The organism is Streptomyces sp. NPDC090106 (genome assembly GCF_044747265.1).
In the GTDB taxonomy this organism is placed as follows: domain Bacteria; phylum Actinomycetota; class Actinomycetes; order Streptomycetales; family Streptomycetaceae; genus Streptomyces.
In genome coordinates this window covers 947,189-963,513 of the sequence record NZ_JBIVDS010000001.1, presented here as the reverse complement: position 1 = coordinate 963,513, position 16,325 = coordinate 947,189, and the positions used below count along the sequence as shown (strand labels likewise).

The following is a 16,325-nucleotide window of genomic DNA, read 5'->3' as shown; positions in this document are numbered from 1 at the left end:
GGTCCGCCGGGCTGTTCGGCAGCTCACTTGCCGGGACGGCGGCCTGTCCGGCGTACCGGCCGACTGCCCACGTGGCCGCTCGCCCGCTCGCCCGCTCGCCCGCTCGCCCGCCCGGCCGCCCGGCTTCACGGTCCGCCGTCCGTGAAGCCGCCCCGGGAGTTCAGCGGCTCGACGGCTCGACGGCTCGACGGCTCGGCGGCTCGACCGCTCGGTAGCTGGACGGCCTGATAGGCGGGCCGCCCGCACCCCCGTTAGTCCGCTGCTCGGCTGCCCAGCCGTCTGCCTGCTCGCCCGGCTCGCTGTCCGTGAGGCCGCTCGGCAGCCGGGTCGCCTGACAGTCAGCCTGCCTGCTCGGCGCCTTCGTAGCCTGGCCGCCCACCGCCCGACGGCCAGCAGTCCGCTGCTCGGCCGCCCACCCATCTGCCTGCTCGCCCGCCCGCCGTCCATGAGGCCGCTCGACAGCCAGGCCGTCTGACAGCTCACCCCCTTGCTCGGCGCCCTCGCAGCCCAGCCACCCGGCAGCCCATCCGCCAGCCCACCCATCCGCCAGCCCGTCCACCGCACCGCCCAGCGCAGCGCCCGTCACGGCAGCCCTTTTCCCGGGCCGGGGCGAATCGGCTTCCCGGGCCGGGGCGAATCGGGCGCACGTGCGGTTGTGGGGGTCATGCCTTCGTGCTCCGGAGCACGAGCGCGCGGCGCACGCTCTGTATGAGGGGCGCTCAAGCCCTCTGCGCGCTCTGACGTGCGCATCCCCCGCTCCGGCGGCCCCACCCCGTACCTGCGCGGCGCCCGGTGCGTCTCCGGGAGAGCCCGGTCGGGTGGGCGGGAGGCGTCCGGGCGGGAGGCGTCCGGGGCTGATCTCATGAACCGGCCCGGAAGGCGCGTGGCGCCGGGGCTGTCGGTGGCGTCTCGTAGTCTTGGGCCCGTGCAGGAACGACACGATGCCCCCCTCGCCCCGCTGACCACCTTCCGGCTCGGCGGCCCGGCCGCCCGTCTGGTCACCGCGACGACCGACTCCGAGGTGATCGAGGCCGTCCGCGAGGCCGACGACACCGGTACGCCGCTCCTGCTCATCGGCGGCGGCTCCAACCTCGTCATCGGCGACAAGGGCTTCGAGGGCACCGCGCTCGTCATCGCCACCCAGGGCTTCGCCCTCGACGGCACCCGCCTGGAGCTGGCCGCGGGCGAGGTCTGGACCGACGCCGTCGCCCGTACGGTGGCGGCCGGGCTCGCCGGGATCGAGTGCCTCGCCGGCATCCCCGGCTCCGCCGGGGCGACCCCGATCCAGAACGTCGGCGCGTACGGCCAGGAGGTCTCCTCGACGATCACGCATGTCACGGCGTACGACCGTGTCGCGCGTGAGACGGTCACCCTCACCAACGCCGACTGCGCCTTCTCCTACCGTCACAGCCGCTTCAAGGCCGAGCCCGAGCGCTATGTCGTCCTGCGTGTGCGCTTCGAGCTGGAGGACGCGGGCGGACTGTCGGCGCCGGTCAAGTACGCCGAGACGGCCCGCGTCCTCGGGGTCGGCCCCGGCGACCGGGTGCCCCTGGCGGACGCCCGCGCGACCGTGCTGAAGCTGCGCGCGGGCAAGGGCATGGTGCTCGACCCCGAGGACCACGACACCTGGTCGGCGGGCTCCTTCTTCACCAACCCGATCCTCACCGACGAGGAGTTCGCCGCGTTCCACGCGCGCGTGCGCGACCGCCTCGGCGCAGCCGCCGAACCCCCGGCCTACCCGGCGGGGGAGGGGCACACCAAGACCTCCGCGGCCTGGCTGATCGACAAGGCCGGCTTCACCAAGGGGTACGGCACCGGGCCCGCCCGTATCTCCACCAAGCACACCCTCGCCCTCACCAACCGGGGCGAGGCCACCACCGAGGACCTGCTCGCCCTGGCCCGCGAGGTCGTCGCCGGGGTCCGGGACGCCTTCGGGGTGACCCTGGTCAACGAGCCGGTGACGGTGGGCGTCAGCCTGTAGCCGCCGCGCACCCGGCAGGCGGCCTAGTACGCCACCCCGACCCCCTGCTTCGACATCCCGGGGTCGTCCACCGCGGCCAGCATCGCGTGGGCCACGTCCGCCCGCCCGATCAGCCGTCCCTTGGTCGGGAAACCGCCGACGACCGACCGGTACGCGCGCGTGGCGGGCTGGTTGGTCAGGCGGGGCGGGCGTACCGACGTCCAGTCCGTGGAGCTGCGCACCAGTTCGGCCTCCATCGCGCGCAGGTCGTCGAAGACGTCCTTGAGGACCTTCGACGCGATGCCGCGCGCGAACCGGTCCAGCGGCCCGTCCTTGGGCTCAGGCCCCACCGGACCCGCGCTGACCACGACCAGCCGCCTTACCCCCTCCGCCTCCATGGCGCCGAGCACCGTGCGGGTGGTCCGGGCCGCCACCCCGGCGTCCGCGCGGCCGTGCGGGCCGAGGCCCGACAGCACCGCGTCCCGGCCCGCCACGGCGGGGCGCAGCGGCTCGGGGTCGGTCAGGTCGGCGCGGAAGACCTCCAGACGGTCGTCGGCCATCGGCAGCTTCGCGGGATCCCGTACCACCGCCGTGACCTCGTGTCCTGACTCCAGGGCCTGGCGGACGATCTCCTGGCCGATGCCGCCGGTGGCGCCGAAAACAGTGAGCTTCATGACTACTCCCATGGCCGTGCGGGTGACTCCGTGCGGGGTGGGTGAGTATTCACTCACCCCTGTCGTACCTCTAGAGTGAGTAAGCACTCACCCACTCGTCAAGCCGATCAAGGCCAAGGCAGCCGGAACGGCCGGAACAACCGGAACACCGGAACGGCCGGAACAGTCAGAACAGGACGACGCGACCGCCCATGGAAACCAAGCCCGCACGCGTGCGCATTCTCGACGCCGCCCACGAGCTGATGCTCACCGTCGGGCTGGCCCGCGCCACCACCAAGGAGATCGCCAGGACGGCGGGCTGCTCCGAGGCAGCGCTCTACAAGTACTTCGCCGGCAAGGAGGAGCTGTTCATCCAGGTCCTCGCCGAGCGCCTGCCCCGGCTGACCCCGCTGCTCGACAGCCTGACCGCCGACCCCGGGCGGGCCACCGTGGAGGAGAACCTCACCGAGGTGGCGCGGCACGCGACCCGCTTCTACGAGCAGAGCTTCCCGATGGCGGCGTCGCTCTACGCCGAGACCCAGCTCAAGCGGCGCCATGACGACGCCATGCGCCGCCTGGACCGCGGCCCGCACAAGCCCATCGAGGGACTGGACGCCTATCTCCGCGCCGAACAGGCCGCGGGCCGCGTCCGTGCCGACGCCGACACCTTCGCGGCGGCGTCCCTGCTCCTCGGCGCCTGCGCCCAGTGGGCGTTCGCGTACGCGGCGACGCCCGACGGGACCCGGCCCCCGGCGGACGAGTTCGCCGCCCGTCTGGCCCGTACCCTGCTCGCCGGGCTCACCCCCTGACGCGCGGCCGGCCCGGGCCGTGGCCCACGTCTCTCAGGGCGCGGTCAGCCAGTCGTCCACCCCGGCCAGCAGCTTCGCCTTCATGTTCTCCGGTGCCGCCGAGGCCCGCACCGACTGCCGGGCCAGCTCCGCGAGCTCCTGGTCGGTGAAACCGTGGTGCCGCCGCGCGATCTCGTACTGCGCGGCCAGCCGCGAGCCGAACAGCAGCGGGTCGTCGGCGCCCAGCGCCAGCGGCACACCCGCCTCGAACAGGGTCCGCAGCGGCACGTCCTCCGGCTTCTCGTAGACGCCGAGGGCCACGTTCGACGCCGGGCACACCTCGCAGGTGATGCCCCGGTCGGCCAGCCGCTTCAGCAGCCAGGGGTCCTCCGCCGCCCGCACCCCGTGCCCGATCCGGTTGGCGTGCAGATCGTCCAGGCAGTCCCGCACCGAGGAGGGCCCGGTCAGCTCCCCGCCGTGCGGCGCCGACAGCAGACCGCCCTCGCGCGCGATGTGGAACGCCCGGTCGAAGTCACGGGCCATGCCCCGCCGTTCGTCGTTCGACAGCCCGAAGCCGACGACCCCCCGCTCCGCGTACCGCACCGCGAGCCGCGCCAGCGTCCGCGCGTCCAGCGGATGCTTCATCCGGTTCGCCGCCACCAGCACCCGCATCCCGAGCCCGGTCTCCCGCGAGGTGGTCTCCACCGCGTCCAGGATGATCTCCAGCGCCGGGATCAGCCCGCCCAGCCGAGGCGCGTACGACGTCGGGTCGACCTGGATCTCCAGCCACCCCGAGCCGTCCCTGACGTCCTCCTCCGCGGCCTCGCGCACCAGCCGCCGGATGTCGTCCGGCTCCCGCAGGCACGACCGGGCGGCGTCGTACAGGCGCTGGAAGCGGAACCAGCCCCGTTCGTCGGTGGCCCGCAGTCTCGGTGGCTCCCCGCTGGTCAGCGCGTCGGTCAGCGCCTCGGGCAGTCGCACGCCGTACTTGTCGGCCAGTTCCAGGACCGTCCCCGGCCGCATCGACCCGGTGAAGTGCAGGTGCAGATGGGCTTTCGGCAGCTCAGAGACATCACGTACACGCTCCATCCCAGGATCCTGCCGTACGCCGCGCCCGTCCCGGTACCACTTTCCCCGAACGTGGTCTTGCTCGCACAGACGAAGGGATGGCCACCTCCGAAAATTCGGAGGTGGCCATCCCCTGGTCGGAAAACCGAACGTCAGTCCTGGGCCTCGGCCAGCAGCTTCTGGATCCGCGAGACGCCCTCGACGAGGTCCTCGTCACCGAGCGCGTACGACAGCCGCAGATAGCCCGGCGTACCGAAGGCCTCGCCCGGTACGACCGCGACCTCGGCCTCGTCCAGGATCAGCGCGGCCAGCTCGACCGAGTTCTGCGGGCGCTTGCCGCGGATCTCCTTGCCGAGCAGACCCTTGACCGACGGGTACGCGTAGAACGCGCCCTCGGGCTCGGGGCAGAACACGCCCTCGATCTCGTTCAGCATCCGCACGATCGTCTTGCGGCGCCGGTCGAAGGCCTCGCGCATCGTCGCGACCGCGTCCAGGTTCCCGGAGACGGCGGCCAGCGCGGCGACCTGCGCCACGTTGGAGACGTTCGACGTGGCGTGCGACTGAAGGTTGGTCGCGGCCTTGACGACGTCCTTGGGGCCCACGATCCAGCCCACGCGCCAGCCCGTCATGGCGTACGTCTTGGCCACACCGTTGACGACGACGCACTTGTCGCGCAGCTCGGGCACGATCGCGGGGAGCGAGGTGAACTTCGCGTCGCCGTAGACCAGGTGCTCGTAGATCTCGTCGGTCAGCACCCACAGGCCGTGCTCGACGGCCCAGCGGCCGATCGCCTCGGTGTCGGCCTCGCTGTAGACCGCGCCGGTCGGATTGGAGGGGGAGACGAACAGGACGACCTTGGTCCGCTCGGTCCGCGCCGCCTCCAGCTGCTCGACCGAGACCCGGTAGCCGGTCGTCTCGTCGGCCACGACCTCGACCGGGACACCGCCGGCGAGGCGGATCGACTCCGGGTACGTCGTCCAGTACGGCGCCGGGACGATGACCTCGTCACCCGGGTCGAGGATCGCGGCGAACGCCTCGTAGATCGCCTGCTTGCCGCCGTTGGTCACCAGGACCTGGGAGGCGTCGACCTCGTAGCCGGAGTCGCGCAGCGTCTTCTCGGCGATCGCGGCCTTCAGCTCGGGCAGTCCGCCGGCCGGCGTGTAGCGGTGGTACTTCGGGTTCTTGCAGGCCTCGATCGCGGCCTCGACGATGTAGTCGGGGGTCGGGAAGTCGGGCTCGCCGGCGCCGAAGCCGATCACCGGTCGTCCGGCGGCCTTGAGGGCCTTGGCCTTGGCGTCGACGGCGAGGGTGGCGGACTCGGAGATCGAGCCGACTCGGGCCGAGACCCGACGCTCGGTGGGAGAGGTTGCAGCGCTCATGGGCCCATCGTTTCAGACACGAAACGCCCCCGGCACGCGGGTTTCACAGACTGAACAGGCGTTGAACAACCGTCCGGATTCACGCGGCGATCCGCCCGGTGGCCTGGCTGATCTTCATCGGTCCTCCCGGAGATCTTCAGGCCCCAAGGCCCCCACGGGCGCTTTCTGTTCGACGGAGGGCTCCGGAACACGTACACTCTCACCTCGTTGGCCTCACAGCGGCCGCGCTCATCCGGTGCACACCGAGCACCCGGGCGGATGCGGTACGTTTGGGGGGAACCACAAAGGGTCGTAGCTCAATTGGTAGAGCACCGGTCTCCAAAACCGGCGGTTGGGGGTTCAAGTCCCTCCGGCCCTGCTACACACACCGTCCAGGATGTGTGCGCAGGTACGCACTTCAGCAACGCACCGCCGTGCGGCTCCAGACCGGGCGCGGCACGGAAACGACCCGGGAACAGGTGAGGACGAATGGCGGACGCCGTGGGCTCCATCGACACGCCTGATGCCCAGGACGAGGCGCCAGAGTCGAAGAAGAAGGCCCGCAAGGGCGGCAAGCGTGCCAAGAAGGGCCCGCTCAAGCGCCTGGCCACCTTCTACCGCCAGGTCGTCGCGGAGCTCCGCAAGGTCGTATGGCCGACGCGCAGCCAGCTCACCACCTATACCACCGTGGTGATCGTCTTCGTCATCATCATGATCGGTCTGGTCACCGTGATCGACTACGGGCTGAACCACGCCGCCAAGTACGTATTCGGCTGAGCCGAAAGCGAAGGGCGCCCTGGCCGGCGCCCCTTTTCGCGTGTTCCACCCCTTGTATCCAGGAAGAAGCAGCCACCGTGTCTGACCAGAACCTGAACGACGCCATCGAGCCCGACGAGACCGTCGAAGACGAGCTCGACATCGTCGAGGGCGCTGACGAGGACCTGGACGAGGTCGAGGCTGCCGACGAGGAGGCGGGCGAGCCCGCCGAGGAAGCCGCGCTCCACGTCGAGGAAGAGGACGGGGACAGCGAGGCCGACGAGGACGCCGAAGCCGTCGAGGAAGAGGCCGAGGAGGAGCCGGCCGAGCCGGTCGACCCCATCGCCGCCCTCCGCGAGGAGCTCCGCACCCTCCCCGGCGAGTGGTACGTCATCCACACCTACGCCGGTTACGAGAACCGCGTGAAGACCAACCTCGAACAGCGTGCCGTCTCGCTGAACGTGGAGGACTACATCTTCCAGGCCGAGGTGCCGCAGGAAGAGGTCGTCCAGATCAAGAACGGCGACCGCAAGACCATCCGCCAGAACAAGCTCCCCGGCTACGTCCTGGTGCGCATGGACCTCACCAACGAGTCGTGGGGCGTCGTCCGCAACACCCCGGGTGTCACCGGCTTCGTCGGCAACGCCTACGACCCGTACCCGCTGACCCTGGACGAGATCGTCAAGATGCTCGCCCCGGAGGCCGAGGAGAAGGCCGCCCGCGAGGCCGCCGAGGCCGAGGGCAAGCCCGCCCCGCAGCGCAAGGTCGAGGTCCAGGTCCTGGACTTCGAGGTCGGCGACTCGGTCACCGTCACCGACGGCCCCTTCGCCACCCTCCAGGCCACGATCAACGAGATCAACGCCGACTCCAAGAAGGTCAAGGGCCTGGTGGAGATCTTCGGCCGCGAGACCCCGGTCGAGCTGTCGTTCGACCAGATCCAGAAGAACTGAGTTTCTTCCGGTAGAGCTTCCGACCAGGTCAGGCAGGCTTTCACGGCCCGCCTGACCTGCTCGGTTTTCAGCCGCGCATCTATACCCGTTATCGTTGTGCGGTATGCCTGCGTTCGGGTTGTCCTCCGGGGCTGTTTCCGCGCGTGGGCAGGACCCGAATCGAAAGGACCCGGAGAGTAATGCCTCCCAAGAAGAAGAAGGTCACGGGGCTCATCAAGCTCCAGATCAACGCCGGTGCGGCGAACCCCGCCCCGCCGGTCGGCCCCGCGCTCGGTCAGCACGGCGTCAACATCATGGAGTTCTGCAAGGCCTACAACGCCGCGACCGAGTCGCAGCGTGGCTGGGTCATCCCGGTGGAGATCACGGTCTACGAGGACCGTTCCTTCACCTTCGTGACCAAGACGCCGCCGGCCGCCAAGATGATCCTCAAGGCCGCGGGCGTGGAGAAGGGCTCCGGCGAGCCGCACAAGACCAAGGTCGCCAAGATCACCGAGGCGCAGGTCCGCGAGATCGCCACCACCAAGATGCCCGACCTCAACGCGAACGACCTGGACGCCGCGTCGAAGATCATCGCCGGCACCGCTCGTTCCATGGGCATCACGGTCGAGGGCTGAGCCCCACCACCCCCGTACATCAGTAGTAGTGGCAGGGCCTGCTCGGTCCACACCACGACTCCTCAGTAATCATCAGGAGAAGCAGTGAGCAAGCGCAGCAAGGCTCTCAAGGCTGCGGACGCCAAGGTCGACCGGGAGAAGCTCTACGCCCCGCTCGAGGCCGTCCGTCTCGCCAAGGAGACCTCCGTCTCGAAGTTCGACGGCACCGTCGAGGTCGCCTTCCGCCTGGGTGTCGACCCGCGCAAGGCCGACCAGATGGTCCGTGGCACCGTGAACCTGCCGCACGGCACCGGCAAGACTGCCCGGGTCCTGGTCTTCGCGACCGGTGACCGTGCTGCGGCCGCGGAGGCCGCGGGCGCCGACATCGTCGGCTCCGACGAACTGATCGACGAGGTCGCGAAGGGCCGTCTGGACTTCGACGCCGTCGTCGCCACCCCGGACCTCATGGGCAAGGTCGGCCGCCTCGGCCGCGTCCTCGGCCCGCGTGGTCTGATGCCGAACCCGAAGACCGGCACCGTCACCCCCGACGTGGCCAAGGCCGTCACGGAGATCAAGGGCGGCAAGATCGAGTTCCGCGTCGACAAGCACTCGAACCTGCACTTCATCATCGGCAAGGCGTCCTTCGACGACACCAAGCTGGTGGAGAACTACGGCGCCGCGCTGGAGGAGATCCTCCGTCTGAAGCCGTCCGCCGCCAAGGGTCGCTACATCAAGAAGGCCGCCATCAGCACCACGATGGGCCCCGGCATTCAGCTCGACCCGAACCGCACCCGCAACCTCCTCGTCGAGGAGGACCCGGCCGCGGTCTGAGGACAACGGTAGGTTCCACGGGCCCCGCACCTTTCGAGGTGCGGGGCCCGTTCCCGTGTGAGGGCCGCGCGTTGTGGGTTAGCGTGCGAACAGGTTCATCACGCTGGGGGGACGTATGAAGGGCACCGCCATGGCCGCCGCGCTGACGGCCGTACTGCTGGGGGCGAGCGCCTGTACCTCCGCGTCCCAGGACAGGCCCGAGGGCGGCTCCCGCACCACGCCCGCGGCGGCCTCCGCCGCCTCCCTCGACGCTCTGCGCGCCGCCGAGAAGGCCACCGAGCGCGCCGGATCGGCCAAGATGAGGTCCCTGACCGTCATGGGCACCCAGATGTCCCTCAAGGCCGACGGCGCCCTCGACTGGAAGGGCGACCTCACCGGCGCCATGACCATCACCTACACCGGGGGCACGGTCGCCAGGACCATGCGGCAGATGGGCGTCACCACGATGAGGGCCCGCTATCTCGCCGACGCCTACTACGCGCACATGGGCGACACGTTCGCCGCGCGGATCGGCGGCCGGCACTGGCTGCGCTACGCCTACGAGGACCTCAAGAACGTCGGCGCGGGCGCGGACCTCGCCGACCAGATGCGCAGGACCACCCCCGACGAGTCCGTGAAGCTCCTGCTGGACTCCAAGGACGTACACGAGACCGGGACCGAGACGGTCGACGGGCGGACCGCCACCCACTACTCGGGCACCGTCCTCGTCGCCGACGTCTCCGACGGGGAACTGCGCGAGCAGCTGCGCCAGGCCGGGGTCACCAGCGAGACCGTCGACGTCTGGATCGACGAGGAGGACCTGCTGGTCAAGAAGGTCGAGAAGAGCCGGACCGCCTCCGGGAACCTCACCCAGACCGCCCGCTACAGCGACTACGGCGTCCGCGTGTCGGTCCGCAAGCCCCCCGCGAGCGACACCGAGGACTTCAAGAAACTCCTCGGCACCCAGAACGGCTCCTGAGCCTTCAACGCCCCCTGGGCCGCATGGAATTCATGAGACCGCTTACTGCCCCATCCGTTAGGCTCCCCGAACAACTGTGTATCGGCCATGTGTCCCGTGGGGGGAAGCAATGGGGATTTCTGACAGCCGCACCGCCGTACGACGCTCCGCGCGCCGCCGGGCGACGGGCGCCGCGTTCGCCGTGGTGGCCCTGGCCGCCGGTGCGGTGAGCTGCGGCGGCAAGAGCTCGGGGAGCGCGGGGGAGGAGACGCCGGAGATGACTCCGGCCGCGGCCGTCGCCAAGGCCGCGAAGAACTCCGACGACATCACGTCCCTGTCGTACCGGATGAAGGGCGACTACCCGGAGCAGGGGCGGATCGAGGCCGAGGCCTCCATGCGCCTGAAGCCGACGGTGGCCATGAGCATGAAGATGAAGGCGCTCGACCAGGGCGCCGACGGCTCGGCCGAGATCCGGCTCGTCGACAAGGTCATGTACATCGGCGGCAACGCCGAGATGGCCAAGGAGATGGACGGCAAGACCTGGATGAAGTTCGACCTGTCCGCCCTGGGCGAGGACGCGCTCGGCGGGCAGGCCGCCGGCGTCGGCCAGGCCGAGCAGAACCCGGCGGCCGAGTCGACGTTCATGACCGGCGCCAAGGACGTGAAGAAGGTCGGCACCGAGACGGTCGACGGGGTGAGGACGACCCACTACACCGGCACCGTCACCCTCGACACGCTCAAGGACGGCTTCGCGTCCGAGGACAAGGCGACGCGCGAGCAGCACGAGAAGAGCCTCAAGCAGTACGAGGACCTCGGCATCGACAAGATGACGATGGACATGTGGATCGACGGCGACGACCACGCCAAGCAGTTCCGCATGAAGGGCGACGCCGACAAGGGCCCGCTCGACATGACCTTCACCTTCCTCGACATCAACAAGCCCGTCACCGTCGAGGCTCCGCCGGCCGAGGACGTCATGGATCTCGCCGAGATGATGAAGGAACTGCAGAGCAGCTGAGCCTCGTACGACCGGATTTGCCTGGCGGCGATCCGGTCACGTACTCTCCTACAGAAGCCAAAGACCGCTGGTCGTTGCCGCGCGCTCGTCACGAGGGTGCGGTGGCCGAAGGATCCGCTGAACTGCGGACGACCCGCGCAGGTGACTGTGGAAGTTGCTCCCGGACGGTTCTCCCCGATGGTCGAGCTACGCCCCGTGCGCCTGCGCCGGGGCGTTTCGTTTTCCCCAGTCCTCCTTCGGGTCCGCGCGGTCCGAATCACCCGGAAGGAGGCCGAGACTCATGGCGAGGCCCGACAAGGCTGCCGCGGTTGCCGAGCTGACGGACAAGTTCCGCAGCTCCAACGCCGCTGTGCTGACCGAGTACCGCGGTCTCACCGTGGCGCAGCTCAAGACGCTGCGCCGTTCGCTCGGTGAGAACGCCCAGTACGCCGTGGTGAAGAACACGCTGACCAAGATTGCGGCCAACGAGGCCGGGATCACGCTGGACGACCAGCTCTTCGCTGGTCCGACTGCCGTCGCCTTCGTCACCGGTGACCCGGTGGAGTCGGCGAAGGGTCTTCGTGACTTCGCCAAGGACAACCCGAACCTCATCATCAAGGGCGGTGTCCTTGACGGTAAGGCGCTGTCCGCCGATGAGATCAAGAAGCTTGCGGACCTCGAGTCCCGCGAGGTTCTGCTCGCCAAGCTGGCGGGCGCCCTGAAGGGCAAGCAGACGCAGACTGCGCAGCTCTTCCAGGCGCTTCCCTCGAAGCTCGTCCGCACCGTGGACGCTCTTCGTGCCAAGCAGGCCGAGCAGGGCGGTGCCGAGTAATTCGGCTCGCATCATGATCGCCGCCTGAGTCCCCAGGGCCCAGGCAGCGGTCGTAGCGGGCCAACGTACGCCCGCCATTCATGTACATCCGGCACCAGCCGAATTAGTGGAAGGAAAGCCATCATGGCTCTCACCCAGGAAGAACTGCTCGCCGAGTTCGAGAACCTGACCCTCATCCAGCTCTCCGAGTTCGTGAAGGCGTTCGAGGAGAAGTTCGACGTCACCGCCGCCGCGGCCGTCGCCGTCGCGGGCCCCGCCGCCCCCGGCGCCCCGGTCGAGGCCGCTGAGGAGCAGGACGAGTTCGACGTCGTCCTCACCGGCGCCGGCGAGAAGAAGATCCAGGTCATCAAGGTCGTGCGTGAGCTCACCTCCCTGGGCCTCAAGGAGGCCAAGGACCTCGTGGACGGCGCCCCGAAGCCCGTTCTCGAGAAGGTCGCCAAGGAGGCCGCGGAGAAGGCCGCCGAGGCCCTCAAGGGTGCCGGCGCCTCCGTCGAGGTCAAGTAACACCTCTGCGGTCCGCACGGACTCGCATGCGTGAAGCGGCCCTCCCAGGAGGGCTGTAACACCACAGCAGCGAAGAGCGATCATCCATCCGGGTGGTCGCTCTTCGGCGTTCCAGGACGCCGGGCTGTGGCTGCCTTGCCGCCCGGGAGGTGGGGAGTATGGTGATCTTCGTCGTGCCTCCGAGCATCCCTGGTGGCAAGCGGTTCGGGCCATGGAGGCCTTGACGAACCGCACGCAGCGCGCAATTCTCAGGACGCGTCGCCAGAACGATCCGAATCCGAGGCATGGATCGGCGACGAAGAGGGCAGTATCAACGTGCGTTGAGGGCAGGTGTGCCGAAGGCGTTGAGGACAACGAGGGACATTGAAAATCGGGGCTGGACATCAGTGCGCCAAGTGGCTACACTGACCCTTTGCGCTGCCTGTTAGCTGTCCCCTGCCCGTCACCAGGGGTCTGCCCTCGCCTCAGCATTGACGATCAGAAGTCCCTGACCTGGCCCAACGGCTGAATCCGGGAATCTGTCTCTGTGCGACCCCGGAGAGGGACCGGCACGCGCGTAGTGAGTCCGAGCCCTCGGAAGGACCCCCTCTTGGCCGCCTCGCGCAACGCCTCGACCGCGAATACGAACAACGCCGCCAGCACCGCCCCGCTGCGCATCTCTTTTGCAAAGATCAGGGAGCCCCTCGAGGTTCCGAACCTGCTCGCGCTGCAGACCGAGAGCTTTGACTGGCTGCTCGGCAACACCGCCTGGCAGAGTCGGGTCGAGGAGGCTCTTGAGTCGGGTCAGGACGTCCCCACGAAGTCCGGTCTGGAGGAGATCTTCGAGGAGATCTCCCCGATCGAGGACTTCTCCGGGTCGATGTCGCTGACGTTCCGCGACCACCGTTTCGAGCCGCCGAAGAACAGCATCGACGAGTGCAAGGACCGCGACTTCACGTACGCGGCCCCGCTCTTCGTGACGGCCGAGTTCACCAACAACGAGACCGGCGAGATCAAGTCCCAGACGGTCTTCATGGGCGACTTCCCGCTCATGACCCACAAGGGCACCTTCGTGATCAACGGCACCGAGCGTGTCGTCGTCTCGCAGCTCGTCCGTTCTCCCGGTGTCTACTTCGACTCCTCCATCGACAAGACGTCCGACAAGGACATCTTCTCGGCCAAGGTCATCCCCTCCCGGGGTGCCTGGCTGGAGCTGGAGATCGACAAGCGCGACATGGTCGGTGTCCGCATCGACCGCAAGCGCAAGCAGTCCGTGACCGTCCTCCTCAAGGCCCTCGGTTGGACCACCGAGCAGATCCTGGAGGAGTTCGGCGAGTACGAGTCCATGCGCGCCACCCTGGAGAAGGACCACACCCAGGGCCAGGACGACGCGCTGCTCGACATCTACCGCAAGCTGCGTCCGGGCGAGCCCCCCACGCGTGAGGCCGCGCAGACGCTTCTGGAGAACCTGTACTTCAACCCGAAGCGCTACGACCTCGCCAAGGTCGGCCGCTACAAGGTCAACAAGAAGCTGGGTGCGGAGGCTCCGCTCGACGCGGGCGTCCTGACCGTCGAGGACGTCATCTCGACGATCAAGTACCTGGTCAAGCTGCACGCGGGCGAGACCGAGACGGTCGGCGACAGCGGGACGACCATCGTGGTCGAGACCGACGACATCGACCACTTCGGCAACCGCCGTCTGCGCAGCGTCGGCGAGCTCATCCAGAACCAGGTCCGTACGGGTCTGGCGCGTATGGAGCGTGTCGTCCGCGAGCGCATGACGACCCAGGACGTCGAGGCGATCACGCCGCAGACCCTGATCAACATCCGGCCGGTCGTCGCCTCCATCAAGGAGTTCTTCGGCACCAGCCAGCTGTCGCAGTTCATGGACCAGAACAACCCGCTGTCGGGTCTCACCCACAAGCGCCGTCTGTCGGCTCTTGGCCCGGGTGGTCTCTCCCGTGAGCGGGCCGGCTTCGAGGTCCGTGACGTGCACCCGTCCCACTACGGACGCATGTGCCCGATCGAGACGCCCGAAGGCCCCAACATCGGTCTGATCGGTTCGCTCGCCTCCTATGGCCGCGTCAACGCGTTCGGTTTCGTGGAGACGCCGTACCGCAAGGTCGTCGACGGCCAGGTCACCGACGACGTGGACTACCTGACGGCCGACGAGGAGGACCGCTTCGTCATCGCGCAGGCCAACGCCACGCTCTCGGACGACATGCGCTTCGCCGAGAACCGTGTCCTGGTCCGCCGCCGTGGCGGCGAGGTCGACTACGTCGCCGGTGACGACGTGGACTACATGGACGTCTCGCCGCGCCAGATGGTGTCGGTCGCGACCGCCATGATCCCCTTCCTGGAGCACGACGACGCCAACCGTGCCCTCATGGGCGCGAACATGATGCGTCAGGCCGTGCCGCTCATCAAGAGCGAGTCCCCGCTCGTCGGCACCGGCATGGAGTACCGCTCCGCCGTCGACGCCGGCGACGTGGTCAAGGCCGAGAAGGCGGGTGTGGTCCAGGAGGTCTCCGCGGACTACATCACCACCACCAACGACGACGGCACGTACATCACGTACCGCCTGGCCAAGTTCGCCCGCTCCAACCAGGGCACCTCGGTCAACCAGAAGGTCATCGTCAACGAGGGCGACCGGATCATCGAGGGCCAGGTCCTGGCCGACGGTCCGGCCACCGAGAACGGCGAGATGGCCCTGGGCAAGAACCTGCTCGTGGCGTTCATGCCGTGGGAGGGTCACAACTACGAGGACGCGATCATCCTGTCGCAGCGCCTCGTGCAGGACGACGTCCTCTCCTCGATCCACATCGAGGAGCACGAGGTCGACGCCCGTGACACCAAGCTCGGCCCCGAGGAGATCACCCGGGACATCCCGAACGTCTCCGAGGAGGTCCTCGCCGACCTCGACGAGCGCGGCATCATCCGGATCGGTGCCGAGGTCGTCGCCGGCGACATCCTCGTCGGCAAGGTCACGCCCAAGGGCGAGACCGAGCTGACGCCGGAGGAGCGTCTGCTGCGCGCCATCTTCGGTGAGAAGGCCCGTGAGGTCCGTGACACCTCGCTCAAGGTCCCGCACGGCGAGATCGGCAAGGTCATCGGCGTCCGCGTCTTCGACCGTGAAGAGGGCGACGAGCTGCCCCCGGGCGTGAACCAGCTGGTTCGTGTCTACGTGGCGCAGAAGCGCAAGATCACGGACGGTGACAAGCTCGCCGGCCGTCACGGCAACAAGGGTGTCATCTCGAAGATCCTGCCGATCGAGGACATGCCGTTCCTGGAGGACGGCACCCCGGTCGACATCATCCTCAACCCGCTCGGTGTCCCGTCCCGAATGAACCCGGGACAGGTCCTGGAGATCCACCTCGGCTGGCTCGCCAGCCGCGGCTGGGACGTCTCCGGGCTCGGCGAGGACTGGGCGCAGCGTCTGCAGGCCATCGGCGCCGACCAGGTCGCCGCCGGTACCAACGTCGCCACCCCGGTGTTCGACGGTGCGCGCGAGGACGAGCTCGCGGGTCTGCTGAACCACACCATCCCGAACCGCGACGGCGACCGCATGGTGCAGCCGACCGGTAAGGCGAGGCTGTTCGACGGCCGCTCCGGTGAGCCGTTCCCGGACCCGATCTCCATCGGGTACATGTACATCCTCAAGCTCCACCACCTGGTCGACGACAAGCTGCACGCCCGGTCGACCGGCCCGTACTCGATGATCACCCAGCAGCCGCTGGGTGGTAAGGCCCAGTTCGGTGGCCAGCGATTCGGCGAGATGGAGGTGTGGGCGCTGGAGGCTTACGGCGCCGCGTACGCCCTCCAGGAGCTGCTGACCATCAAGTCCGACGACGTCACCGGCCGCGTGAAGGTCTACGAGGCGATCGTCAAGGGCGAGAACATCCCCGAGCCCGGCATCCCCGAGTCCTTCAAGGTGCTCATCAAGGAGATGCAGTCTCTCTGCCTGAACGTGGAGGTGCTGTCCAGCGACGGTATGTCCATCGAGATGCGTGACACCGACGAGGACGTCTTCCGCGCTGCGGAGGAGCTCGGCATCGACCTGTCCCGGCGCGAGCCGAGCAGCGTCGAAGAGGTCTGACGGGAGTCCGGCGGGCCCTGAGC

14 protein-coding genes and 1 tRNA gene are annotated in these 16,325 nt (G+C 68.8%); 12 read left to right on the top strand and 3 right to left on the bottom strand.

Translation table 11 applies throughout. The annotated features are described in order from the left end of the window. The first annotated feature begins 925 nt into the window (after positions 1-925). Positions 926-1,981, top strand: coding sequence for a UDP-N-acetylmuramate dehydrogenase (locus tag ACIPSE_RS04240; RefSeq protein ID WP_401657183.1), 1,056 nt, complete (start codon positions 926-928; stop codon positions 1,979-1,981). 23 nt (positions 1,982-2,004) lie between these two features. On the opposite strand, the gene ACIPSE_RS04235 is transcribed toward ACIPSE_RS04240, so the two are convergent. Beyond that, positions 2,005-2,634 carry an NAD(P)-dependent oxidoreductase gene (locus ACIPSE_RS04235; protein WP_401657181.1) on the bottom strand — a complete coding sequence of 210 codons (630 nt, stop codon included), beginning with the start codon at positions 2,632-2,634 and terminating at the stop codon, positions 2,005-2,007. A gap of 191 nt (positions 2,635-2,825) precedes the next feature. Here ACIPSE_RS04235 and ACIPSE_RS04230 point away from each other — a divergent pair, with 191 nt between their 5' ends. Further along, a complete protein-coding gene (locus ACIPSE_RS04230; RefSeq protein WP_401657179.1) occupies positions 2,826-3,422 on the top strand; it encodes a TetR/AcrR family transcriptional regulator in 597 nt (198 codons plus the stop codon). Positions 3,423-3,455: 33 nt separating this feature from the next. On the opposite strand, the gene ACIPSE_RS04225 is transcribed toward ACIPSE_RS04230, so the two are convergent. Both ACIPSE_RS04225 and ACIPSE_RS04220 read right to left on the bottom strand, forming a co-directional pair. Beyond that, a complete protein-coding gene (locus ACIPSE_RS04225; protein ID WP_401657177.1) occupies positions 3,456-4,490 on the bottom strand; it encodes an adenosine deaminase in 1,035 nt (344 codons plus the stop codon). 131 nt (positions 4,491-4,621) lie between these two features. Beyond that, entirely contained in the window at positions 4,622-5,848 is a 1,227-nt protein-coding gene (locus tag ACIPSE_RS04220; protein ID WP_401657175.1) for a pyridoxal phosphate-dependent aminotransferase, read from the bottom strand. A gap of 285 nt (positions 5,849-6,133) precedes the next feature. Between ACIPSE_RS04220 and ACIPSE_RS04215 the strand changes: the two genes are divergently transcribed. From ACIPSE_RS04215 to rpoB, 10 genes are all read left to right on the top strand, one after another. Further along, positions 6,134-6,206, top strand: a tRNA-Trp gene (locus ACIPSE_RS04215). Positions 6,207-6,316: 110 nt separating this feature from the next. Next, the gene (gene secE / locus ACIPSE_RS04210) at positions 6,317-6,604 is read left to right on the top strand and encodes a preprotein translocase subunit SecE (protein ID WP_401657173.1); all 288 of its coding nucleotides are present in this window, start codon (positions 6,317-6,319) and stop codon (positions 6,602-6,604) included. A 77-nt stretch (positions 6,605-6,681) separates the two neighbouring features. Further along, positions 6,682-7,533 carry a transcription termination/antitermination protein NusG gene (nusG, locus tag ACIPSE_RS04205; RefSeq protein ID WP_401657171.1) on the top strand — a complete coding sequence of 284 codons (852 nt, stop codon included), beginning with the start codon at positions 6,682-6,684 and terminating at the stop codon, positions 7,531-7,533. Positions 7,534-7,712: 179 nt separating this feature from the next. Further along, entirely contained in the window at positions 7,713-8,147 is a 435-nt protein-coding gene (gene rplK, locus ACIPSE_RS04200) for a 50S ribosomal protein L11 (protein ID WP_018543896.1), read from the top strand. Positions 8,148-8,231: 84 nt separating this feature from the next. Further along, positions 8,232-8,957 (top strand): 50S ribosomal protein L1, encoded by a 726-nt coding sequence (rplA, locus tag ACIPSE_RS04195; protein WP_401657169.1) that lies wholly within the window; start codon positions 8,232-8,234, stop codon positions 8,955-8,957. 115 nt (positions 8,958-9,072) lie between these two features. Continuing rightward, the gene (locus ACIPSE_RS04190; protein ID WP_401657167.1) at positions 9,073-9,915 is read left to right on the top strand and encodes a hypothetical protein; all 843 of its coding nucleotides are present in this window, start codon (positions 9,073-9,075) and stop codon (positions 9,913-9,915) included. Positions 9,916-10,024: 109 nt separating this feature from the next. Then, a complete protein-coding gene (locus ACIPSE_RS04185) occupies positions 10,025-10,912 on the top strand; it encodes a DUF1396 domain-containing protein (RefSeq protein ID WP_401657165.1) in 888 nt (295 codons plus the stop codon). Between the two features lie 280 nt (positions 10,913-11,192). Then, positions 11,193-11,723 carry a 50S ribosomal protein L10 gene (rplJ, locus tag ACIPSE_RS04180; protein ID WP_401657163.1) on the top strand — a complete coding sequence of 177 codons (531 nt, stop codon included), beginning with the start codon at positions 11,193-11,195 and terminating at the stop codon, positions 11,721-11,723. Positions 11,724-11,846: 123 nt separating this feature from the next. Then, entirely contained in the window at positions 11,847-12,227 is a 381-nt protein-coding gene (rplL, locus tag ACIPSE_RS04175; protein ID WP_401657161.1) for a 50S ribosomal protein L7/L12, read from the top strand. A gap of 589 nt (positions 12,228-12,816) precedes the next feature. After that, positions 12,817-16,302, top strand: a complete 3,486-nt coding sequence (rpoB, locus tag ACIPSE_RS04170) for a DNA-directed RNA polymerase subunit beta (protein ID WP_401657159.1) — start codon at positions 12,817-12,819, stop codon at positions 16,300-16,302. Positions 16,303-16,325 lie beyond the last annotated feature (23 nt).